The organism is Brasilonema angustatum (genome assembly GCF_059505445.1).
The window spans coordinates 25,474-48,806 of the sequence record NZ_JCACKO010000009.1 but is presented as its reverse complement, the minus strand read 5'-3'; the positions used below and the strand labels follow the sequence as shown (position 1 = coordinate 48,806).

17 protein-coding genes are annotated in these 23,333 nt (G+C 42.0%); 7 read left to right on the top strand and 10 right to left on the bottom strand.

Annotated elements, in window-relative coordinates; genetic code table 11:
• Window positions 1-350: 350 nt before the first annotated feature.
• A complete protein-coding gene (locus AC5JM2_RS02095) occupies window positions 351-2,042 on the bottom strand; it encodes an NACHT domain-containing protein (RefSeq protein ID WP_495833259.1) in 1,692 nt (563 codons plus the stop codon).
• Window positions 2,043-2,244: 202 nt separating this feature from the next.
• Between AC5JM2_RS02095 and AC5JM2_RS02090 the strand changes: the two genes are divergently transcribed.
• From AC5JM2_RS02090 to AC5JM2_RS02075, 4 genes are all read left to right on the top strand, one after another.
• Complete coding sequence (locus tag AC5JM2_RS02090) at window positions 2,245-2,859, top strand: hypothetical protein (RefSeq protein ID WP_495833258.1); 615 nt, start codon at window positions 2,245-2,247, stop codon at window positions 2,857-2,859.
• Between the two features lie 286 nt (window positions 2,860-3,145).
• Entirely contained in the window at window positions 3,146-3,919 is a 774-nt protein-coding gene (locus tag AC5JM2_RS02085) for an RES family NAD+ phosphorylase (protein ID WP_495833257.1), read from the top strand.
• 41 nt (window positions 3,920-3,960) lie between these two features.
• Window positions 3,961-4,893: a hypothetical protein gene (locus AC5JM2_RS02080; protein ID WP_495833256.1), complete on the top strand. Its 933-nt coding sequence runs from the start codon at window positions 3,961-3,963 to the stop codon at window positions 4,891-4,893.
• A 70-nt stretch (window positions 4,894-4,963) separates the two neighbouring features.
• Window positions 4,964-5,212, top strand: coding sequence for a hypothetical protein (locus AC5JM2_RS02075; protein WP_495833255.1), 249 nt, complete (start codon window positions 4,964-4,966; stop codon window positions 5,210-5,212).
• A gap of 546 nt (window positions 5,213-5,758) precedes the next feature.
• On the opposite strand, the gene AC5JM2_RS02070 is transcribed toward AC5JM2_RS02075, so the two are convergent.
• The 5 genes from AC5JM2_RS02070 to AC5JM2_RS02050 all read right to left on the bottom strand — a co-directional run bounded on the left by AC5JM2_RS02070 (window position 5,759) and on the right by AC5JM2_RS02050 (window position 11,634).
• Complete coding sequence (locus tag AC5JM2_RS02070; protein ID WP_495833254.1) at window positions 5,759-7,912, bottom strand: tetratricopeptide repeat protein; 2,154 nt, start codon at window positions 7,910-7,912, stop codon at window positions 5,759-5,761.
• A 292-nt stretch (window positions 7,913-8,204) separates the two neighbouring features.
• Complete coding sequence (psb34, locus tag AC5JM2_RS02065) at window positions 8,205-8,384, bottom strand: photosystem II assembly protein Psb34 (RefSeq protein ID WP_495833253.1); 180 nt, start codon at window positions 8,382-8,384, stop codon at window positions 8,205-8,207.
• A 291-nt stretch (window positions 8,385-8,675) separates the two neighbouring features.
• Window positions 8,676-10,667 carry a glycine oxidase ThiO gene (gene thiO / locus AC5JM2_RS02060; protein WP_495833252.1) on the bottom strand — a complete coding sequence of 664 codons (1,992 nt, stop codon included), beginning with the start codon at window positions 10,665-10,667 and terminating at the stop codon, window positions 8,676-8,678.
• 148 nt (window positions 10,668-10,815) lie between these two features.
• A complete protein-coding gene (locus AC5JM2_RS02055) occupies window positions 10,816-11,214 on the bottom strand; it encodes a hypothetical protein (protein ID WP_495833251.1) in 399 nt (132 codons plus the stop codon).
• Between the two features lie 120 nt (window positions 11,215-11,334).
• Window positions 11,335-11,634 (bottom strand): hypothetical protein, encoded by a 300-nt coding sequence (locus AC5JM2_RS02050; protein ID WP_495833250.1) that lies wholly within the window; start codon window positions 11,632-11,634, stop codon window positions 11,335-11,337.
• Window positions 11,635-12,121: 487 nt separating this feature from the next.
• Between AC5JM2_RS02050 and cimA the strand changes: the two genes are divergently transcribed.
• Window positions 12,122-13,744 carry a citramalate synthase gene (cimA, locus tag AC5JM2_RS02045; protein ID WP_495833249.1) on the top strand — a complete coding sequence of 541 codons (1,623 nt, stop codon included), beginning with the start codon at window positions 12,122-12,124 and terminating at the stop codon, window positions 13,742-13,744.
• A 192-nt stretch (window positions 13,745-13,936) separates the two neighbouring features.
• Here the strand turns inward: cimA and AC5JM2_RS02040 are convergent, their stop codons facing one another.
• Window positions 13,937-14,170: a hypothetical protein gene (locus AC5JM2_RS02040; protein ID WP_048866956.1), complete on the bottom strand. Its 234-nt coding sequence runs from the start codon at window positions 14,168-14,170 to the stop codon at window positions 13,937-13,939.
• A 160-nt stretch (window positions 14,171-14,330) separates the two neighbouring features.
• On the opposite strand from AC5JM2_RS02040, the gene AC5JM2_RS02035 reads away from it, so the two are divergent.
• Complete coding sequence (locus AC5JM2_RS02035; protein ID WP_495833248.1) at window positions 14,331-16,436, top strand: NAD(P)/FAD-dependent oxidoreductase; 2,106 nt, start codon at window positions 14,331-14,333, stop codon at window positions 16,434-16,436.
• Window positions 16,437-16,763: 327 nt separating this feature from the next.
• Here the strand turns inward: AC5JM2_RS02035 and AC5JM2_RS02030 are convergent, their stop codons facing one another.
• From AC5JM2_RS02030 to AC5JM2_RS02020, 3 genes are all read right to left on the bottom strand, one after another.
• The gene (locus tag AC5JM2_RS02030) at window positions 16,764-18,200 is read right to left on the bottom strand and encodes a hypothetical protein (protein ID WP_495833247.1); all 1,437 of its coding nucleotides are present in this window, start codon (window positions 18,198-18,200) and stop codon (window positions 16,764-16,766) included.
• 292 nt (window positions 18,201-18,492) lie between these two features.
• Window positions 18,493-18,720 (bottom strand): hypothetical protein, encoded by a 228-nt coding sequence (locus AC5JM2_RS02025; RefSeq protein WP_495833246.1) that lies wholly within the window; start codon window positions 18,718-18,720, stop codon window positions 18,493-18,495.
• Window positions 18,721-18,951: 231 nt separating this feature from the next.
• A complete protein-coding gene (locus AC5JM2_RS02020; RefSeq protein ID WP_495833245.1) occupies window positions 18,952-19,332 on the bottom strand; it encodes a hypothetical protein in 381 nt (126 codons plus the stop codon).
• A gap of 412 nt (window positions 19,333-19,744) precedes the next feature.
• Here AC5JM2_RS02020 and AC5JM2_RS02015 point away from each other — a divergent pair, with 412 nt between their 5' ends.
• The gene (locus tag AC5JM2_RS02015; RefSeq protein WP_495833244.1) at window positions 19,745-23,317 is read left to right on the top strand and encodes a WD40 domain-containing protein; all 3,573 of its coding nucleotides are present in this window, start codon (window positions 19,745-19,747) and stop codon (window positions 23,315-23,317) included.
• Window positions 23,318-23,333: the final 16 nt, after the last annotated feature.

Below are 23,333 nucleotides of genomic sequence, written 5' to 3'. Positions count from 1 at the left end.
GCAAAAAGTTTTATCAAAAGGAACTTAACTAAGTGAACCGGAATAAACCAGGGTAAATTACTTCAGCTAAATTGCTCACTCGTAAATGAAATGAGACTTTTGGGAACTTTTAAAGATATTTCAATAATTTATCCCTAGAGTCGTATTTCTACAATTGTTCTGATGGTAGTTGTTATTTTTTCTTATGATAAGTGAAAATGGTAAATTACAAAAAGAAAATTAACTTAAGTTCAAAAGATGTTTTAAGGGTTCCTTCCAACGAACTCTGGTGGGCACATACTGGGCGATGCTCCCAAAAGGGCAATTGCCGGATGGGCAAACTTATGGCAGGATATCGCATTTGTGCATAATTAGCAACTTGGGTTATTAAGGCAATCAATCAACAACTGTTTTGCATTGTCATATTGGGTTTCATCACCCGCCACAAGACTATCGAGTTGGCGTTTCATCAACTGCAACAGGTAGTCTGGGTTTGGCAACATCTCCACTGCGAACAAAAAGACTTCTCGCCAGCGTTTCTCACTCATATGGCAGACAAGGTTTTGAAAAGCTTCTTCAGCATGTGATGGTGGACTAGCAACAATTTTTCTGGCAGCAAAGTATTTCTGAAAGATGATGTGCGAAAAGGAGTAAATACCTCTTGCTCGCTCAACCAGTAAACCATGCTGAGCTTCTATAGATTTCAAAATATCTTCGCTGTCAACTTGAAGTGTTTCTAAAAAGGTGCTATTCTCAGGGGATGTATGGATATGATGGGATATTGCTTGCTCAATTGCACTTAGCTTGAAGAAGTACTCGCCACGTTCAAAGGTCGTCCAAGCAATTTGACTTAGCATATCTTCTTTATGCTGCCGAGATTGTTTATAAACCTGATTTCGCTCAATACCGCGTTTGGCATCCCATTTTTTCAGTAATAAATCCACTGCTTCTTGATAAAGCTGCAAACAATGAGTTGGAAAATCTGCTGTTTCCTCAAACACCAAGCATAACAGAGTCAGCAGCAAGGGATTACTTGCTAGTTCTTTAAGTGGCTGACTTGCTTGCAGCTTTTGCACAAAGCGTTGTGCTTGTAGCGTATCTTGAGTTTGAAACCATTTGGCGGCAAACTCAGCGATTTGTTGGTCATCAAAATCGGCAACTTCTACTTCGGTGAATTCTTCAAAAGTATATTCCAACGCTGCAATCCGGCAAGTTATAACTATGTAATTGGCACAAAACCGCGTTGAAACGTTGTGAATCTCCTGTAGCACTCGGTTAAGCTCAGTTTTCCTGACTTCATCTAATCCATCTAATAAAAGTAGCGATCGCCCTTGAGTCAAAAGCGTGAGAACTGCTTGAGGTTCAACAACTCCACATTCCTCAAATTGTACTGTGATGTAGTCCAACAAGCTTGGTTGCCCTTTAGTTTCAGCAAAGTCCTTTAGAGTGATAAAAATTGGAACCAAATTTGACAAAAATTGACCGGAATTACATTGAGTTGCTACCCATTTCAAAAACACCGTTTTACCCGAACCTGGTTTTCCCCACATTATCAGCTTGTTGTAGCGTTCTACCCTTTCGAGTCCTGAGATCCGTTTTTGGTAAATGTTGTTCTTGTCACAACTCTCATACAATTGAGCAAGGGAAAGCCGCCTGCGTCCAGTGACTCGCTCTAAAATATTGATATCGGTGTATATACTCTCCAACCTTACTGGCTGCTCTTTATCTAGCAGCCGGATTATGTTACAACGTCTGGCAATACTGTCGTGAACTTTTTCTCGTACAGTCTGCACCAGACTCTCTATCTGGGAAATACTTGCTGTATCATCTACCTCTGGAAGTGAGCAGAAACTCGCAATCTCATCCCATTCCAATCCTAGTTTTTCGCAGATTGTGACAAAAATATAGCGATCAACTGGTTTACCTTGAAAAAACTTGCTAACTGGCTGACGGCTAATACTCAGTTCCTCAGCTAACGCCTGCTGCGTTAGTGAATTACGAATCAGGGCAGCTTGCGCTTTTTTCATACCCTCAGCAGATGCTTGAAGCGAACGCCTGCTCATTATACTTCATCATAAATAGTTATTATACGTATATTAGCTGTTTTTTAGATAAGTCATGCATAAGTCATACAATACTCAATCTATACTCTCACCTTAACTCACTCAGGAACATAGAATACTGGAATTGTAGTTACTTGACATCTCTTACATCAATTCAATTTATCGGATAACAAATGATGAGAATGTCAAACGAGGTGAAATAATGACTGGAATTAACGTGACAATAGATGCCCCTTGTGACAACGACGTAATGCAACCGCTGTTGCGGATAGCAAGGGGGTTTCAAGATTATCTGAATTCACTACACCCGGACGAAATTAAATATTTGGCGGAACAAATGGAAAGCACTTCTAGTAAGGCAAAGTACTCTAAGACTGAAATTGAGTTTGCTGCCAAACTTGGTGCCAATAAAATTAGTGATGAAGAGCGAGGTAAATTAGAATTTGCTGCACTAACTAGGAATTTTCACTGGAGACAAGAGTTACTTAAGTCTTCATTAACTGCTCCTCAAGTCGCCCAAATGCTCAATACAACTCGTCAAACTCCGCACGATCGCCTAAAAAAGAATAGTTTAATTGCAGTTCAAGACAATGGAGTTTGGAAATTTCCCACCTGGCAATTCGATCCTCAAGGACCAGATGGCGTCATTGCTGGACTACCTGACGTTTTAAATGCTCTCAATGTTCCTGCTATGTCCAAAATTAGTTGGTTAACTCGACATAACAAAGCTTTAAACGGGCTTACGCCGATAGAAGCTTTGAAAAGCGGTCAAAAAGAGGAAGTTATTGCTGAGGCATGTTCCGTGGGAGTCTTCTAGCTATGTATTAAAGTTCATTCATCAAATGGCACTAAACTTAGAAACCCAGGTGTTCCCAGCCACCTGGGTTTTCAGTATTTTTATTTATCAAAATGATTATTGAGAAAATTACTGAAGTTATACTAAAAATTTTTCTAGAACTTACAAAAAATTTCCGGAATCACATGGATAGCTTGTGAATCTTCCAGTTGACAGAGTTTATAACTTTGGGTTTTGCAACGTTTCAAGGCTGATGGAACGTTAAATCTCCGAATTCTGTCAATCAACCAGAATAGGAGTAAAAAATGTGGTAAAAATAACACCCCCGCCTCCTTGGTTTGGGAAGCCGAAACCAAAATTTTATACCTTAAATAAAGGTACTGAACTTTTAAGAATTTTTCGTCCTGACGAATTTAATACTGCTGCCCTAACCTTTCGTTTTTGGGGTCCACTTCATCGCTTTGACCATCATCTGGGAGAGTGTCCCTGTGTTGGCGTTGCACAAGAGAATAATAATACTTGTGGGTTGTGGACTCAGGAGGCGTCTTGTGGTGAGGAGATGCCTATCCCACAAAAACATTTTACTGCTCCTGCTTGCTATAAACCATTAGAACGCGAAGCATGGAATGATCCAGAACGTGGGATATACTATGCTGCGCCTGCGCCTCTACTTTCGAGCTGTTTAGTGGAAGTTTTTGGTGACACAGGCTGTATAGAAATTGAGGATCACCAGATTGCTATCATCACTTGCACAAGTCGCATAAAATTATTGGATGTACGCGGTTCTGGTGCAATGCGAGCTGGTGCGAATGACGCAACTTTAGCAAAAACAGACAAACGTGGTATGAGTCAAGCTTGGTCGCGCTACTTTTATGAACAAAAACAAATATACCCTGATATTCAAGGGATTATTTACCACAATGCTCATAATGGTGAAGAGGCGATCGCAATTTATGAACGTGCAAAACATCTGCTCACCTGTCCACCAGAAAACGTTTTGTCACTCAAACATGAATTGTTCAGGGGTTTGATTCTAAAAGCTGCAGACGAAAACAATCTTGAAGTGGAGCGTTATTGGTAATTCTCAGCCTCTACGAAAGCTAAAACAACACAAACAAAAGTATGGATAGTAAATCCGATAATTCTGAGTCTGGTAAAAGTATAATTGCTAGGGAAGCAGTAGATTGGCTACTGCAACGCATCTTCCAACTTCCTAAAAAATGGTTAATTATTAGTATTATTCTTATTCTTCTGAGTACTTGTGAAATCGGTTGGAGCAAGAAAGAATTATTTTCATTTAAATTTAAAGTTACGAATACAACAGCTATTTTTTTGTCGCTGGTTTGGTTACCATCTATATTAAAAGTTTTTGCTTTGAGCGGGGGAGCACTCAAGACACCCTTAGGAGAAATTGGTGGCTCAGGTATGAAGACAATGCTAGAGTCATTAACTGGTGATTCACTCGGATTTCTTATTGAGCAGACTAAGCGAGCAGAAGAAGTTGCTCCACCGAAACAGCAAGAAGAAATGCGTCAAATTCGTCGAGAATGGCAGAAAGTTTACGCCTCAACAGTTCCTGTGTCAGACGCCAGACAAGAAATGGAGCGGTTAGCCGAACGCTATAAGGAACTAAGAACGACAATGCCTTTTGGAGCACAGCGAACATTTGAGATGGAATCTCTGAGTGGACGCATGCGTGCTTTAGCTCCAGAAGTGAAATATACTGTACAGGAAGTAAAAGATCTTCTGCAATCAGATGACCAAGGTAAACGTTTATTAGGACTTTCTGTTGCTGAGTGGTCTAGTGATGCAATATATTTTGATTTGATTTTACATCTAATTAGTCATTCAGAAACAGCGTTTGAGCAAACAAGTGCATTGCGAGCAGTGGGAAAAATGGTGTCTAAATTGGATGCTCACCAGAATAAAAATTTACAAGCAGCAATCATTGAACAGCGTAACTTCAATGAAGAAGAAAAGCGTTGGATTAAGCCTAATTCTAATCGTTGGGTATTGAGCGATCGCATACTATCAGCGCTCAATGAATTAGTGTGACTTGCAGTATTTTAAGGAGACAAATTGGTAATTCATGTAAACACACAAACACTGCCGTGTTGGGATATGAGTGGACTCTATCCCGATGGGGGAGGCGTGGTCGTGGAAGCGATCTGTCAATTTAATTATTGAACAATTCACAGCCTATTCGCCTCAGCTTGGTCAAATGGCTGAGCGAGCATTTCGCGATAAGTGGATAGATGCTCTCCCTCGTGCTGGGAAAGATTCCAATGGCATCTGCTTACCTCAATGCGGCGACGAGTCGCGCATTCTCGTCAACTACACGCCAGTTTTCAAAACTGCTATATATAAGTCCTAATTTCCAAACTCTCAAATTTTCTACCTTTCCTACTTTTTTTATAGAAATAACCTAACTTTCTCACTTTTAATAAATACAGAGACCTGCTAGTATTTAGGGTGATTTGTAAATAAAAGAATACTTTTGAATGTAAAAATCAATTTATATTTTGTCACTTTTCCGAAAAAGTTAGCGCTTTAAGCATTCTTTTTCAGATAAAGTTAGCTTGAGGAGTGCCTACCGTGGACAAAATTCAACTGGCTTTGGTTGTTAGTTACCTACTGATAACCTGCTATTTTTTTGTGAATTGGTTAATTTTTTCTATTCGGCATCCAAACTCTTCTCCAGAAGGAAAGTTTTTAACTTTGGTAATCCTTGTTATAACAACTGGCTTATGGTTTCTGATTATTCCCATGTCTTGTCTGAAAATCTTGAAGACACGGAAACTAGAGGTTAGCATTGTGATACCTGTTATCGTTGCGCTTTTTGCGTTTAGCATGTATCTGTATGCATTTTTGACAAGTTAAGAAAATTGCTTTGACCAACTAACAACTAACAACTCACACATTACAACTTAGGCAGAATCTCCGGCAACAATTGACCAGGAACTTTAGACAAAGCTAAATTTTGCCCCTGTATGCCTAATTCACTGTGGAAAGCACGAATCGTCTTGACCACATAACCAAAAGTTGTTTGATAAGCTTCAGGTTGTTTACTCATACCATTCAAAGCTTGCAAGTGATTATCTAATGCTGCTTCTAAATGTTTAGAACGAGTTGCTTTATCCCCATCAAAATACTGGTCTGTTGCTAATTGAAAATGAGCGAGTCCGAGATTATTGTGAGTGGCCAATACATCAAAATTCAAAGGCATACCGCTCAGTGAATGAGCAAGGGCAAGCGCTTCTTCATATGAACTAATGCACTGTTCTAACAACTTTTGCCGCTCATCTTTGGAAGTTTGTGATTGATTTGCTAGGTGCCAATAGGCAGTTCCAAGGTTATTTTGGGTGGCGGCGCAAGCGGGAGGAACATTAGTAGGAGTTCGATATTTCAGTGCTTCGCGGTAAGCATCAATAGCTAAGTGCAGATTTTCCGCTGGCTGTTCGTACTGTGCAATATTCCAGTATGCCGTGCCTATATTGTTTTGAATCATCCCATATTTAAGCGGTTCTTCCTCGGGATTGTAGTAAGCAAGCGCGAGTTTGTAAGCTGCAATGGCTTTCTTGAGATGCTCAACTGGTTGATTGTATTGTGCTAGATGCCAGTAAGCTGTCCCTAAATTGTTTTGGCAAGCAGCATACTTTAATGGTTCTATTTGAGCCGTACGCAGGGAGAGTGCTTCGCTGTAAGCTAAAACTGCTTGTTGCCAGTTTTCAGCAGGGTTAGTAAAACGAGCCAAATCACCATAAGCTGTCCCTAAATTATTTTGTACACGACCGTATGTTTCAGGGTGGCTTTCTGGTGAAATCAGCTTCAACGCCAAATGATAAAATTCAATTCCTTGCTCTATGTAAGCTTGTCCCTCCTCAGAATTGGGTGGCGTGCGGTAAAGCATCCAGTAGAGTGTACCCAAATCATTTAAGGTATCAGGAACTTGGGGTGAATCGTCATCATGAGTGATTGATTCTTGATAGGTAAGAATTGCCACCATCAAGTTTTCTAAGGTAGGCTGTCCTTGTTCAATACGAAGGCGATATAAGTTTCCTAGGCGATGATAAGCTGCTCCTAGCTTGACGTTTGAGGCTTGTTGGGCGTGTAATTCTTCTATCTCCTCCAGAATTTGCTTCACTTGTAAGCTGTGCTCATCGTCTTGAGCAATTGTCGTGTTCATCGTCGCTAGTACTAGCTCTGCTAACTCTTTGCTAATATGAGATGTCTGCTGAGGCAATGAGCTATCGTTGGTACTGACTTTATCAGTGGATTCCTCTTGAAGAGGTTTGTTTGTTAATTTTTCCGATTTTGACGGAGGAACCTCTTGCGGTTTTTGTCCACTATTCACTAATGTTTGTGTTGGAAAATCGAAATCATCTTGAATGACTGATTCTTCTAAAATAGGTTGCTCAACATTGCCTAACTCCAAACTTCTAGAACCAGAAAAACGTTCTGGTGAGGTTTTGTTTTGAGTTGTCGGTGTGGGTTCTCCAGCGAACACGAAAACACCAGTACGGTAACGCCAAAACTGTGGTGCTGATTGCTGGATAGCATATAACCAAGGACGCGGCACCCACAACAGTAAACTGGATTCAAAGCTAGACAGTTGTTGTTCAGTCAAACGCAGATAGTGCAAAAATAGCCGCTGTACTGCTACTGGTTGCCTAGTGAGATGTTCTACACCTACAATCTGAAACGCTGGTACTGGTAATGATCGCGCTGCATTGTCTTTTGATGCTCCAACAATAGGTGGTGGATAATTAGATAACCACTGATTTATCTGAGCTATAAGATTAGGATCGCTTAAATTCAGCCGTAAGGTGACTAATCGGGGATAGGCTGGTGTGCTAGCTTCCTGTGTATTTGATGGCTGATACAGCACTTGCCCAACAGGATAAGCCAAAGTTGAATGCAAACGCGCTGCCACCTGATTTCTCAGGTTCAAATCGTCACAAACCGCCAAAAAGATTTGTCGTCTTAAACCGAGACTAAGAGCAAGTTTTAGGCGATGATACACTTGCCGATTCCACGCAAAATTATCTGAGTGTGTACTTTCATTTACGCTCATGGCGGCTAGAGAGCCAAAACGCAGTGGATATACCCTCTTGGGGTGCATGCAAACAGCCAGTAAATCTAACCATGACTAGAATTTTCAGGTCATTGTTGCTTTGCTCAGGATAAATCTATTCATGGAAAGATCAAAGAAGCTAAGTATACAATTACACTTTAAACCTAAAAAATATTTGAAATAACTTATTATAAATATTTATTATATATAACAATAACCCAGGCTCCGATAAAACCCTGAGCCTGAGAAAGCTTAAAACATGAAATTACTAAGTTTCTAATATAACTCTTTATCAACCAAGGCTGGAAACAGAGAAAGCGACAAAAATCAAGCCACTAACTAAAATTATAGCAGTAATTCCCAGGATAACGTAGTTTCGCTTTTGACCATCCGTAGGAATTTCTGCTTTATAAATTTTGGGTTCACGGGCAAAGTTATTCAGACGACCACCCTCTTCTGTTGTGTAAGGCATGAGTATAATTCCTTATTATGTTCATTCATTTAATTTAACATAAACGTTACATTCGCTCTTAAACATATGATACAAATCGTTATTTTAGTCATTAGTCAGAAGTAGGGAACAGGGAACAGGGAACAGAGAACAGCGAACAGGGAACAGAACCATCAAAAATCTCACTTTTGCGCATTGGTCTATTAGTTACAAAACACTACTGTTATGAATGAAAGAAACACCTTTTTCCCCCTACACCCCTACACCCCTACACCCCTACACCCCTGTCTTTCTTAAGAGTTTGATTCAGGACTAACTAGTAATCGTCCCAGTCAAGGGTGAACTGGCAATAGCATAACTTTTGAGAGGCATTCTGCCAGCAAGATAAGCCAAACGACCTGCAACTGTTGCCAAATTCATGGCATGAGCCATTGCAGGTGAGTTTTGTGCCAGGGCGATCGCACTATTAATCAACAAAGCATCTGCGCCCATTTCCATTGCTTGCGCCGCCTCTGAGGGTGCTCCAATGCCCGCATCTACCACCACTGGCACCTTAGCATTTTCAATGATGATTTGAATATTTGCAGTCGTTTTCAATCCTTGTCCAGAACCAATAGGTGAGGCTAAAGGCATCACCGTTGCACAGCCAGCGTCTTCCAAATGCTTCGCCAGCATAGGATCTGCATTGATATAAGGCAACACAGCAAAACCTTCTTTAACCAACTGTTCTGCTGCTTGTAAAGTACCAATCGGGTCTGGTAGCAAATACTTGGGGTCAGGAATCACTTCTAATTTTACGAAGTTATTATCTTCCTGTCCTAAAAGTTTTGCCATTTCCCGTCCCAAACGCGCGACACGAATTGCCTCTTCTGCTGTTTGACAACCGGCGGTATTAGGCAACATCCAAATTTTTGTCCAATCTAATGCTTCGGCTAAACCTTCATGTCCAGGGGCATTGGTTTGTACTCGCCTTACCGCAACAGTGACAATTTGACAACCACTTGCAGTCACACTTTGCTGCATATCCTCGATGCTGCGATACTTGCCAGTTCCCGTCATCAAGCGAGATTGGAAAGTTTTTCCGGCTATTTGGAGTGGTGAATCTTCTATAGTACTGAGTTCTAAATTCTGAGTTCTCAGTTCTAAGTTGTGAGTTCTGACTGTGGGGTAAGTAAGCATTGGGGTAGTAGATGACTTAGTGTGGAAGCGTGAGTAGTGGAAATCAGAGAGTAAAGGGTCTATTTTTTGTTCGAGAATCAAATCAGCGAGCAATCTTGCTGTTATGGGTGCTAAAAGAATACCATTGCGATAATGACCTGTGGCAATGGTTAAGTTTTCACAGGGACTGGTGCCAAGAATAGGTAATTCATCTGGAGTTCCAGGACGAAATCCCCACCAGAACTCCTGAATGGGATAATTTTGTATTTGGGGAAATAGACGAATAGCTCTTTGTAGTAAGGTTTGAATTCCTGCTGGCGTGTTGTGGGGAGTCAGACCAACATCTTCAATTGTCGCACCAATAATAATTCGTCCGTCGCGCCTCGGTACGATGTAAATTTCCTCTCCATACAAAACCCGTGTCAAGGGCAAATCTGGCACAAATTCTGGTACTTTCACACTCAAGATTTGACCTTTGACAGGACGCACGGGCAAAGGAAACAATGAATTTGACCAAGCACCTGCTGCCAAAACGTAATGTTGTGCATGAAGGACTCCAGCACTCGTTTGTACGCCAACAACTTGTCGTTGCTGCTGTTGAATTCCTTCAACGACAATACCTTCTTTGAGTTCAACACCAAGAGATTTAGCAGCTGCTAGCAGGGCTTGCGCTAATGCCCTATTATCTACTTGTGCGTCTTCAGGATACCACCAACCTCCAATGACTTCTTCTGCCAATCCTGGCTGATATTGATAAATAACTTCTTTTTCTAACCAGTAAGCAGGGGAAGAGGAGGGAGGTGTAGATTTTAGTTCTACCTTGCTCCCCACCTCAACAGCTCCACTGCTCTGCTGATAAACTGGAGCCAGGATACCGCAGGACCAATAACCAGTATTGATACTAGTAAACTCTTCGAGCTTACGCGTCCAGTCAGAGTATAAATACAGAGAGCGCGTGCATAACTCTTGCATTGGCTCGTTTGAGATTCTTTCAGCACCAGGTGCTAACATCCCAGCAGCAGCATGAGTAGCAGCAGTATGAATATCGCGGCTGACCACTGTTACTTTGGCACCGCGTAACTTTAATTCAATGGCGATCGCCATACTGATGACGCCGCCACCAATAATTAAAACGTCACTAGTCATTAGTCATTAGTCATTAGTCATTAGTGATTAGTCAAGAGTCAATAGTCAATTGTCAATGGACTTTGAACTAATAACTCGTGACTTATAACTCATAACGCATAACTCATAACTTGTAACTCATAAGTTGCAACTTCTAACTTATGAGCTACTACCATAAGGCACGAATTGGTTCGTTGCTCTGATTCTGATTTGTGTCTTTAGGTGATTGATTGTTACCTGATGTGTTACCTGATGATTGACCACCTGTTGGCTGGTTGTTGGCACCGTCTGTGTCATCATCTTGTTTTTGGTTATTATTCGTATCGCTGTTCTGATTTGTCTGAGCAGCAATGTTATTTTTCCTCTCTGCGGGGGCATTCCCAGCCGCAGTGCTATTAACATTAATATTAGCTGGGAGAACTTTTGATTCTTTCCCTGTCTGTGTAGTTGTGGGTGCAGGTGCTTGTGCACTGTTTTGTCCACCCATTGGAAAACTAATGCCTAGCAATGTCCCAAGCAAAATTGCTAAGCCTCCAGCCATAAGAATAAGTGGTGTCCATCTACCCATATCGTTAATTTCTCCGTCTTAAGCTTGTGATGTCCAAAGTCTTTTAGAACCTGGGGTTCCGCCGAAAATTAATCAAATCTTGTCAGTTTCACATTGCCCAAAACCTTGGTTTGACATGGCTTACGCACCCAAGATAACCGAAGAATGGGGAGGTAGTGACCGCCGCGTTTTTTGCGCTTGAGCTATTGACACTTTACCTTCTAGAAGAACTGCACAAGGATCGCAGCTACCAAGGTTCCAATAGTCTACTACCTTAGCATCGTTATTGTAGAGGTCAACACCTTTTTGCAGCAATATTTGCGGCAGATTGGCTCCGCGTTCGCCCGTATAGTGCCAAGGCGTTTCTGAATGAAACTCTTCTGGTTGTCTGACAAGGGCGAGTAGCTCAGCTGTCTTACCTTGAATTTGTGCCTTGGGCATTTGTGATCACTAAATTAGCTTTTTGTTGTATTGTAACAATTCATTTCGATGCCAAAAAATACAGAAACAATATATAATCGATAACCCAAGACTCGAAAAAACTCAAGTCGCTTGTCCATATTTCTGTTGGCACTATACAATTGGCGGTAGGGAGCAGGGGCGCTACACTCAACACCCCACTTTACAATGATGGGGAATCCTGCCAAAACCTGAAAAAAACGATGCTTGACTTACCAGTTCTTCGTTTCAACCAATGAGTCCGGAAGTATTTTCTCTTAATTTTTCTTATTGGACTCAGAACTCTGATTTCGCCTTAGGAAAGGTATTTGTACTCTTGTTAAATCCTCCAAACTGTTTTATTAGGATATTCTAAAGTCTGTGTTCTGAATTATCCTCAATAAAGAAGTGCTCTGCGTAACTTTGATTGTCCTATCCTTAAGTATACTTACACATTACCTTGAAAGTTCTCTCCAAGAGTTCGTATCTTATGACCGCAAATTCCTCACACCAACTTTGGATCTATGACACAACGCTACGGGATGGCACTCAACGTGAAGGGTTATCGGTGTCCATAGAAGATAAGTTACGCATTGCCCGGAGGTTAGATCAACTGGGAATTCCTTTTATAGAAGGAGGTTGGCCTGGGGCAAATCCCAAAGATGTACAATTTTTCTGGCATCTCCAAGAAGAGCCGCTTCAACAAGCAGAGATTGTTGCCTTTTGCTACACTCGACGTCCTCAGAAAACAGCAGCAGATGATCCAATGTTGCAAGCAATTCTTGCTGCTGGGACTCGGTGGGTGACAATTGTTGGTAAGTCTTGGGATTTACACGTCACAGAAGGACTCAGAACAACCCTCACAGAAAATTTGGCGATGATACAGGATACGATTGAGTATCTTCGCTCTCAAGGGCGTCGCGTTATATACGATGCTGAACACTGGTTTGATGGCTATAAGCACAATCCCGATTACGCTTTACAGACCTTACAGACGGCAATTTCTGCTGGTGCTGAATGGATAGCTCTTTGTGATACGAATGGTGGCACTTTACCCCATGAAATGACTCAAATTGTCACAGATGTGGTAAAGTCAGTCCCTGGTGATACTCAGCTAGGAATTCATACTCACAACGATTCTGATACCGCAGTTGCCAACGCCTTGGCTGCTGTCATGGCAGGGGTGAAGATGGTACAAGGTACCATAAACGGGTATGGTGAACGCTGTGGTAATGCCAATCTCTGTTCGTTAATTCCCAATTTACAACTGAAGCTGGGTTACACGTGTATTGAAGATAGTCGATTATCGGAACTGACAGAAACGAGTCGCTTCGTGAGTGAAGTTGTTAATCTTGCTCCTGACGAACATGCTGCCTTTGTAGGACGTTCAGCTTTTGCTCACAAAGGTGGTCTTCATGTATCGGCTGTGGAACGCAATCCTCTGACTTACGAACACATTCAACCAGAACAAGTCGGAAATCATCGCCGCATTGTCATTTCTGAACAGTCTGGAATTAGTAACGTTTTGGCAAAAGCTCGCACTTTTGGTATTGAACTGGATAAGAACAATCCAACAACAGGGCAAATTCTCCAACGCCTCAAAGCTTTAGAGAGCGAAGGATATCAATTTGAAGCAGCAGACGCAAGTTTTGAGTTGTTGATGCGCGAAGCGTTAGGGAGTCGCCAGTCTTTCTTTGAAATCAAAGGTTTTCAAGTTCATTGTGATTTGGTTGAGGGGAAACAAACGACTAACGCTCTTGCCACTATAAAAGTCGCTGTCAAAAATAAGGATATTCTAGAAGCTGCGGATGGAAACGGACCGGTTGCAGCTTTGGATGCAGCTTTACGCAAGGCTTTGAGGAATTTCTATCCCCAGATAGCTGACTTTGAGTTAACAGATTATAAAGTACGGATTCTGAATGGACACACGGGGACTGCAGCGAAAACCCGCGTTTTGGTAGAGTCGCGTAATAGTCATCAACGCTGGACAACAGTGGGTGTTTCCACAAATATTTTGGAAGCTTCTTATCAAGCTGTCGTAGAAGGTTTAGAATACGGTCTTCTGTTACACTCTCAAACTGAGGCAGCTTTGAGTACTTCGAGTGGAAACTGAACCATCATTGATGATCAGTTCTGAGTTTATTGTCAAGATTGCCAATCCCAGACAATTTATTAAAGCTCCCACACCACGAAGGTGATTGGCAATTTGGCTTTGCGAGTTGACTGTATGATTAGTTGTTAGTTGTTTGATCACAACTCACTTCTCGCGCGCAAAGAGTGCGACTGACTAACCACCAAACCTCTGTTACGAGAAATTTTCCCAAGCTTGAGCAACGACTTGGCTAAGCCAGCGTCTTTGTTGTAAATCTAGCAGGCTGTCGTCGGCTAGCACTTGGGCAGTTAAATCTTCTAAGGATTGACCTTGAGCACGAACAATTTTGATGACACCAGCGATCGCAGCAGCAACCATTTCTTCATCAATCGGTTTTTGTCTCAAGGCAACAATTTCTTGTGGGCTGTCTGGAATGGGATAATTCATGGCGTGTGTTTACAAAAACAAAGAATGAACAAGAAATCTGAAAAAGTCTTAATATTTCTTTACTAAACAGGAATGAGACAGATAGGGCGGATATTACTATACTCTATTCCTTTATGAAATCTGTCTCAATACATAGATTTATCGGAGATTTGACAAAAAAATGCAAGAGATTCTTTACCTGGAAATTTCCACTTCTGATACAACCGCTGTGTGTAACTGGTTGCATACTGATTTTGAACCGGGAACTGGTGAAAAAGTCCTAACTGCGCAAGGCTTTCGCCTAAGAGTTTCTAATACTACAACTAGCACGGAAATTATTTCGGAAAAGTTACCTAGTGAACTTTCCGTCTTTATCTGGTCAGTGCAGCGAACTACGTATTTAAAAGTATTCCGTTGGGCAGATAAAACCTTCCCCAGAGAGCAACAAATTTTGCAAAAGCTCACTACTGGGATAAGAAGCCGCTTTCCCCATGAATACCCTGAACCTCCAACGATTAATTTATCTGAGCAATCGATTTTTGAGGCACTTGCTCCATACTATCCTTTAAGTGTCAAATATTTTCAAAAAATGCCCAATGGCGAATATGACCTGAAGCGAGTCTACTGGTGGGAGCAACGATGGCGTGAAGGTGTGCGCAATCCTCAGCAACCGCGTCAGGTAGTGTTCTCCCATAGAAGTAAAGCACAAGAGCAGGGAGAAGACTTTTCTCCCTTGCCTGAGCAATACGACCTCATCTACATCGGTGGGGCGCTTGGCGTTATCCATGCAGCAGTCATGGCAAGACTAGGTTACCGAGTGCTGCTGATCGAACGGATGCCCTTTGGACGAATGAACCGAGAATGGAATATTTCCCGTGATGAGATTCAAAGTTTGATTAACCTAGGTTTGCTAACGACAGCAGAATTGGAATCAATCATTGCGCGGGAGTATAAAGATGGATTTAATAAGTTCTTTGATGCCAATAACCCCAAGAAGCTAAAAGCACCTGTTTTGCATACGCCCACAGTACTAAACGTGGCTTTAGATTCCGAAAAATGGTTGCATATGTGTGGGCAAAAGCTACGAGCAGCAGGCGGTGAAATCTGGGATGAAACAGAGTTTATCCGGGTAGATGTGCATGAAACACAAGTTTTGCTCACTGTCAAGGATTTAACTAGTCAAACACAGAAGCAAGTGAGTGGACGATTGTTAGTGGATGCGATGGGAACCGCTTCACCAATTGCATGGCAATTGAATGGTGGTCGTGCATTTGACAGTGTTTGCCCGACTGTAGGAGCAGTGATTTCGCGTGGATTTGAGCCTGGAGTATGGGATTCTCAGTACGGGGATGTTCTCTACAGTCATGGCGATATTTCGCGAGGACGACAGTTGATTTGGGAGTTGTTTCCTGGAGCTGATCAAGAACTGACGATTTATTTATTTCATTACCACGAAGTTAATCCCAAAAATCCCGGTTCCTTATTGGAGATGTACGAAGACTTTTTCACAATTTTGCCAGAGTATCGGCGCTGCGATATGGATAAGCTGGTGTGGAAAAAGCCGACATTTGGGTATATACCAGGGCATTTTAGTGTGGGGAGTCGCGATCGCACAGTAGCTTTTGACCGCTTAATAGCCATCGGAGATGCAGCATCACTCCAGTCTCCCCTAGTTTTCACTGGCTTTGGTTCTTTAGTTCGCAACTTAGAACGCCTGACAACTCTTTTGGATACAGCTCTCAAACACGACTTGGTGAGTTTCCGGTATTTGAATCAAATTCGCGCCTTTCAAAATAATATTGCCGTCACTTGGATGTTTTCCAAAGGGATGATGGTTCCTACTGGAAAATTTATACCACCGCAGAGAATCAACTCTATGCTCAACAACTTTTTTGGGCTGTTGGCAGATGAACCCCGACAAGTGTCAGATAATTTTATCAAAGATAGATTTGATTGGTTGACCTTCAATCGACTGGCGCTGAAAGCAGCTCGCAATAACCCAGCATTGCTTCTGTGGATTTGGGAACTTGCAGGTGCCAAGGATTTACTGAGATGGACTAGAAACTATCTTGACTTTAGTCGCCATGCTCTTGTCCGCGCTTTGCTCAATGGATGGTTCCCAGGCTTCCTTCGTCGAATTGGTCCAATGCTGGAACAACGATATCCAGCATTATGGTTACAGCTATTAGCGATTAACTATTCTCTCACAGCAGGCATTGCACGTCCGCAAAATCTAGTCCCTCAGGTGACATCGCAAGCCAGACTTGAGAAGCCAGAAGTTATTTAGTCAAAAACTAGGGGTGTAGGGGAGCCAGTACTGAAGGAGGGTTTCCCTCCGTAGGTATCTGGCGTGGGTAAGGGTATAGGGGTGTAGGGGAACAATTCATTAGCAGGGGCACAGAACCCAAATGGCGCAGGGGTAGGGGTGTACAACAATAGAATTTCCGCGCGTTTTCACGCCAGATGCCAACTCCTGCGGAGACGCTCTTGCAACAAGTCGGGGAACCCTTTCGGCAGTCGCCTGGCTGTCGGGAAACCCTCCCGCAGCGCTGCCTCATCCCAGCACTGGCTCCCCTACACCCTTACACCCCTATACCCCTACACCCCTTTCTTGCTAATGACTCTTGTGTTGAAAATTTGGTAGCTCAACAGATGCTAGAGACTTTCGCTTTTTGGATGGACGCTGCGGATAGAGTAGTGGGGAAGGGGCGTTAGTAGCGTAATCGGTGAAGGCTTCTGAAGAGTCAGGAGTTTCTTGCAATTCGAGGGATGATGATGATTGTCCTACCTTTATCCAGTAGTCCTCAGTTTCTTCTGAAGAATTGTTAGTCGTCAATATTTCAGTAGTTTTTGGTTCATCTTTGAGGGGTATTACAGGAGTTTCCCAAATTGCTTCACCTACTTGGATGTTATTTGCATCTTTTTCAACAGGAGGCTCAACAGATGTCGATACAGGAGGATTGGCAACAAAAAACATTTGGATAACGCCATCCAACTGCTCTTCTAAGCCTGTTAATTCCAAAGATGAAACTGTTTGAATTTCTGGTTCTGGTGTGTCAACTGATTGCGTTTGTGTAAGTGTTTCTTCTGTATCTAAATCGCCAGTAGATGATGGATTTGGTGTGGAGTTATCCGATTGATTTATGGGTGACGCTGGAGTTTCTTCATATGCATTCTCCACACTGTTTGTCAAGGATTCTGATTCCACCGACCAAGGTCGAATTGGTTGTGCTTGGCTAAACAAAACGCTCTTGTGTCTAGAAGGTCTTGTTTGACTACTGCTGGTGTCGTTATTCTCAAGGCAGTCGTAGCTAGGAACAGGTGTCTCCAGACACTTTTCCAGAGCAGCTTTGAACTGCAAAGTCTGACGTTGTTGTCGCATGAGCCTTGTTCGTAGCTCCCGACAAGCACTTTCTGATTGCAATAGTTGGTGAGACTGATCGTTGTAGCTAGATTTCATGAAAGCACATTCTCGTTCTAACTGTGCAAGGCGTTGTTGACTTATTTCTAGCTGGGTTTTATAGTTTGAAATCAAACTTTCTTGGTGCTGAACAGTTTGTACAGCAGTTTCCAATTGTTGAAATAAGGAATTTACTTGCTCTTGAGCCCCAGTCAGTTCCTGAGCTTGTTGGTTAAGCATTGACTCTGTCACACTTGAGCGTTTTTTCTGCCACTGCAAAGCCATCTCCGACTCAGTTAAGGCACCTTTTAGCTCCTCTACTTTGTCATATAATTCATTGTTTGCAGAACGTAATTCTTCATTCAATTCCAGCAATTTCTTGAACTCAGCGTCTACGAGTTGTTGTTTTTCGCCCTCAGGTTCTGCAACCCAGTCTTGCTGGGGTGCATTTTCTTCTGATATAATCTGGCTTTCACGCTCCTGATTTTGGGTTGGTGCCAATAGTGGCACTAGTGGCACTTTCACAGTTTCAGTGTTTTCACCTTTGCTAACTGAGTAAAATGGACAACTCACCTGCTCAGGTTGCAGTGAATTGCTATCTAGGGGTTGAACAAAATCCCCATTGTTTGGGGTGTCAGCTTCATTGATCACTCTCTCTTCACCCACCAGCTATAAATAAAGAAGCACTTGAAGTGCTGTAGCATTATATATAAATCCTGTCTTACCAAAATTTACTATAGAAGGCAAGTTTTACTCCTTCTAAATTAGATTAATAAACATGAATGAATTGTAGCTTTTCCTCGCTGCTGTCTGCAAAAGCAGTGGAGGTTGAAAAATATTCCCGTTTTTGATACTGGTATGAAAAAAAATATAAGCATACCTTACTGCAAGCACGGCATCGGATAGAGGGGGGAACAGTAATGTTACCCCTCGTCGACCCTATTTAACGTACAGACTCAAGAATTATTGCGATCGCCATTAAACACAACACTAGAATTCCCAACCGCAAACACCAATCTCCTACTATCGGTAGCAGCATCGCCACAATCTGTGATGCACCGAAACTGACTGACACTAAGTAGACGACTGCAAAACCAAACAGCATCAGCAAAAAGTATTTGAGGAACCGAGACACTAGTCTCATCAAACGACTATCCTGTTTTGTGATCATAAAGTCATTCCTTGCTATTTCATGTTTAAGCGAAGATTTATACAAAAACAGGGTTGATGCAGTAAGATTTACTGCCCAACCCTGTCGTAGCCTATTTCCAGACTCTCCTTGGTTAGAAAATATTAAGATATTTAAATGACTCACTCAGGACGAGAACAGTTTTTCCACTGCTTCTTCATTCCTTGATATTAGATTATTGACTCAGATGAAACCTTAATAAGCTTGCACAATTCAATCAACATCCAACAACTCAGTCACCATCACACCAAAGACTGGTGCTGTTCTTCCCTTTTTAGATTTTGAAAAGTCCAACTGGAGTGAGCCAAATCCCTTTGACAAAACATCTATTAACCCGGAGCGGAAACGGTTGCGATAAATGGACACTTGGTTGTGTGTATCCGGAGGAAACTGCTCTAGGTAGCTTTTTAGATCGTCATAAGGACAGCGGAAGCAACCTCTAAAGGAAGATACACGCACCTCCAATTCTTCAAGACCTATTTTTCTAATACTTACCTCTATTGTTCCATCTCTAAAATCGTGACAAACGTGAATGCCTTCTTCGATAGAAGCAAACAATGCCTCAGCAGAGCTAGGAGAATCTGGTAACAGCATAGTATTGGAAGCCTCAGTGCTGGTTAGTTCAGTTGTCCCCGTTCACACCAAACTTATCAAACAGTTGTCTATTCTTATTTATACTTTTTTTTATCAATATTGTCAAATATTAACATTGCTATTTTGATAAATTGATAAAATTAAGGAAGACGTGTAAAGTATATTGCTTATGTCTAATGGATTTTAGCTATGAATCCGGAAATAATTTTTCGGGTTGCTTGCAGCGTTCTTGGTGATAAGGCTTTTTCTTAATATACCAGGTATTGAGGGTTTATCCCTCTCCACAGCGCATATAGTTAACCAATACATTGCAGAATAGTCTACTTCTACATAGAATAACTAAGGATAACTAGCTTCTCACACTATACCTCACATAATTATCAACTCTCCTTTTGTGGAGTGATTCACTCTTATGACTGATTTTCCCGAAAGTTTTTTGAGAGCAGTGGCGAGCGAACGTAATGTGTCTGAAGCTGAGCTAGGCGCTTTAATCCTGGCTTTAGGTGGTCAGACAGCAGAGTCGATAGCTACCATTCTCAACATTAGTGCGCCAGCAGTGCGTAAGCGGCTTGGCTCGGTTTATCAAAAGTTTGGTCTTGCTGGGGCTGTCCCAGGAAAATTAGAGGTCTTAAGAAATCTCTTACAGGAGAGATACCAGTTATTAGCGGTCTTCAATGCAAAATCCCGACGTGATTTTGGAGAAGCGCCTGATGTCCCCGTTTTTTTTGGACGAAGGTCGGAGTTAGACACGCTAGAACAATGGATTGTCAAACAGCGCTGCCGATTGGTGGCAATATTAGGCATGGGGGGAATAGGCAAAACGACTCTGTGTGTGAAGTTAGTTCAGGAGATTGAGGATCAATTTGAGTATGTTATTTGGCGATCGCTGCGTCATGCTCCTTCTGTGACGGACATTCTTTGTGATCTGCTCAAGTTCCTGTCCAACAACGAAGCAAAAACTGATTGGGACAATCTAGAAGTTGGAATTTCGCAATTAATCGCACGGTTGCGGAAACACCGTTGTTTGCTGGTACTGGATAATGCAGAGTCAATTTTACTTAAAGGCGATCGCGCTGGGCATTATCGTAAAGAATATGAAGGATATGGGGAACTGTTTAGACAAATTGGTGAAGTCCCTCATCAAAGCTGTTTAGTATTGAACAGCCGAGAAAATCCGAAAGAAATTTCGCCGTTGGAAGGAGAAAACCTCAAAGTTCAGGCATTGCAATTAGGTGGTTTGGAGCGACAAGAAGCCAAGAAAATCTTTGTGGGTAAGGGTGATTTTTCCGGAACAGACGAAGATTGGGCAAACTTAATTAATTTCTATACTGGGAATCCCTTGGCATTAAGAATAGTTGCCACTACAATTCAAGAGGTCTTTGGTGGTAATATTTCTGAGTTTCTCAGGCAAGGCGCTGCCGTTTTTATCGGTAATATTCGGGATATTTTAGACCAACAGTATGAGCGCTTGTCAGCCTTAGAGAAGAATATTCTCTACTGGCTCGCAGTCAATGTCAAATCAACTTCTTTATCAGAATTACAAGAAGATATTATTTCCACATTATCAAAGTTAGAAATTATAGAAGCGTTAGAATCTCTGAGGCGGCGCTCACTGATTGATAACGAGAAAGGAACAGCAAAATTTACTCTACAACCTGTGGTTATGGAGTATATCATTAATCTATTTATCCAGCAAGTCTGTGAAGAGATTACCTCAGAAATCGCTATAGAAAATATTGTCGTTTTTAAAAATCATGCACTGATAAAAGCACAAACCGAAGTAAAAATTCGTCAGACCCAAATTCGTTTTATCGTTGAACCCATTGCAGAACAACTTATTAATACATTTGGTAATCAAACTAGAATTAAAGAACATCTCATCCAGATTTTATCAGTATTACGAGAGAGAACTCCTCTAAGATCAGGGTATGCGGGTGGAAATGTTATTAACTTACTTTCTCATCTAGCAATTGATTTAAAAGAATGTGATTTTTCTCATTTAAAGATTTGGCAAGCATACCTTAGAGGCGTGGACTTGCATAATGTGAATTTTACTAACTCTGACTTAGATAAGTCTGTCTTTACTGGAATATTACATAGTATTTTATCAGTGGCATTTCACCCACTACATGGAGAGCTTTTAGCTACGGGTGATGCTGATGGCAGAATTAGCTTGTGGCAAGTCACGTACGGAGAACAGCGTTTTAGCTGGAAGGGACATGCCAACTTGGTAAGATGTGTTGCTTTTAGTCCTGATGGGAAAACACTTGTCAGTAGTAGCGATGATCATACTGTGAAAGTATGGGATGTGGAGAGTCAACAATGCCTCAAAACTTTTGCCGAACATACTAATTGGGTAAGGTCAGTTGCCTTTAGTCCTCAAGGTAATATCTTTGCCAGTGGTAGTAGTGATGCCACGATTAGACTGTGGGATATGCATAGCGACCATAGCCTGAAAATATTCCGGGGACATAGCTACTTTGTACAATCCGTTGCCTTTAGTCCTCAAGGTAATATACTTGCCAGTGGTAGTGCGGACAAAACAGTCAGGCTGTGGGATGTAAACACGGGTGAATGCCTGAAAATCCTTGAGGGACATACCAAGTTAGTGCAGTGTGTTGCCTTTAGTCCACAAAGTAATATACTTGCTAGCGGTAGTGCTGACCAAACTATCCGGTTATGGGATGTGAATACGGGTGAATGCCTGAAAATCCTTGAGGGACATACCAAGTTGGTGCAGTGCATGGCTTTGTGTCCTCCAGGGACAAGTGAGACACCTGTGCTACTAGTCAGTGGTAGTGTTGACCAAACTATCAGATTATGGGATTTGAATACTGGTCAATGCCTAGATGTTTTTGAGGGACATATTAATTCCGTACGATCTGTGGCATTTAGTCCTGATAGTAAAACGCTCGCCAGCAGCGGCTATGACAAAACCGTAAGGTTCTGGGATATTGAGAGCCGTAATTGCACCCAAGTTTTGCAAGGATACAGCAATTGGGTTAACGATATCGCTCTTAGTCCTAATGATAAATTGCTTGCTAGCAGCAATGATGATAAAACGATACGCTTGTGGGATGTCGAAACTGGTCAATGTATCCAAATTTTGGAAGGACAAGCCAGTCGGATATGGTCTATTACTTTCAGTCCAGATGGTCAACTTCTAGCCACCGGCGGCGATGACCAAGCGATTTATCTTTGGGATGTACGTACCGCAAAGCCTGTCAAAACTCTACCTAATACAGAGCGAGTACGATCAATTGCTTTCAGCCCAGACGGTCAAACTTTAGCTACTGGTAATGTTGATCAACGCATCAGGTTCTGGAATATTCGTACTGGTGAATGCTTTGAAACTATAGAGGCGCATAATAATTGGGTGCAGTCCGTTCGCTTTAGTCCGGATGGTGAAACTTTGGCTAGCGGTAGTGATGATAAAACGATACGGCTGTGGAATGTACACACAGGTAAGTGTATCCGCACTTTGGAAGGACATACGATGCGGATATGGTCGATTGATTTTAGTCCAGATGGTCAAACTCTTGCCAGTGGAAGTGATGATAAGACTGTGAGGCTGTGGGATGTACGTAGCGGACAGTGTTTAAAAACTTTCAACAGTCAAGACGGGGTGCGAGCTGTTGCCTACTCTCCAAGAACGCCTGCGGCGTACAGTCCTCAAGGTCAGATGATTGCTAGCGCCAGTCTTGACCAGACCGTTGAAATTTGGGACGTGACTAAAAGTCAACGCTTCAGAACTCTCAAAGGGCATAACAATGGGGTACGCTCTGTTGTTTTCAGTTTCGATGGTCGAAATCTATACAGTGCTTCTCAGGATGGAGCAATTAAACAGTGGGACGTGACAAGCGGTGAATGTTTGAAAACTCTAATAGCAACAAGACCTTACGAAGGAATGAACATAAAGGGCGTTACTGGTTTAACTGAATCACAAAAAAAGACATTGAAAGAGTTGGGTGCAATAGAAAATTAAATTGTTTTAAATTATA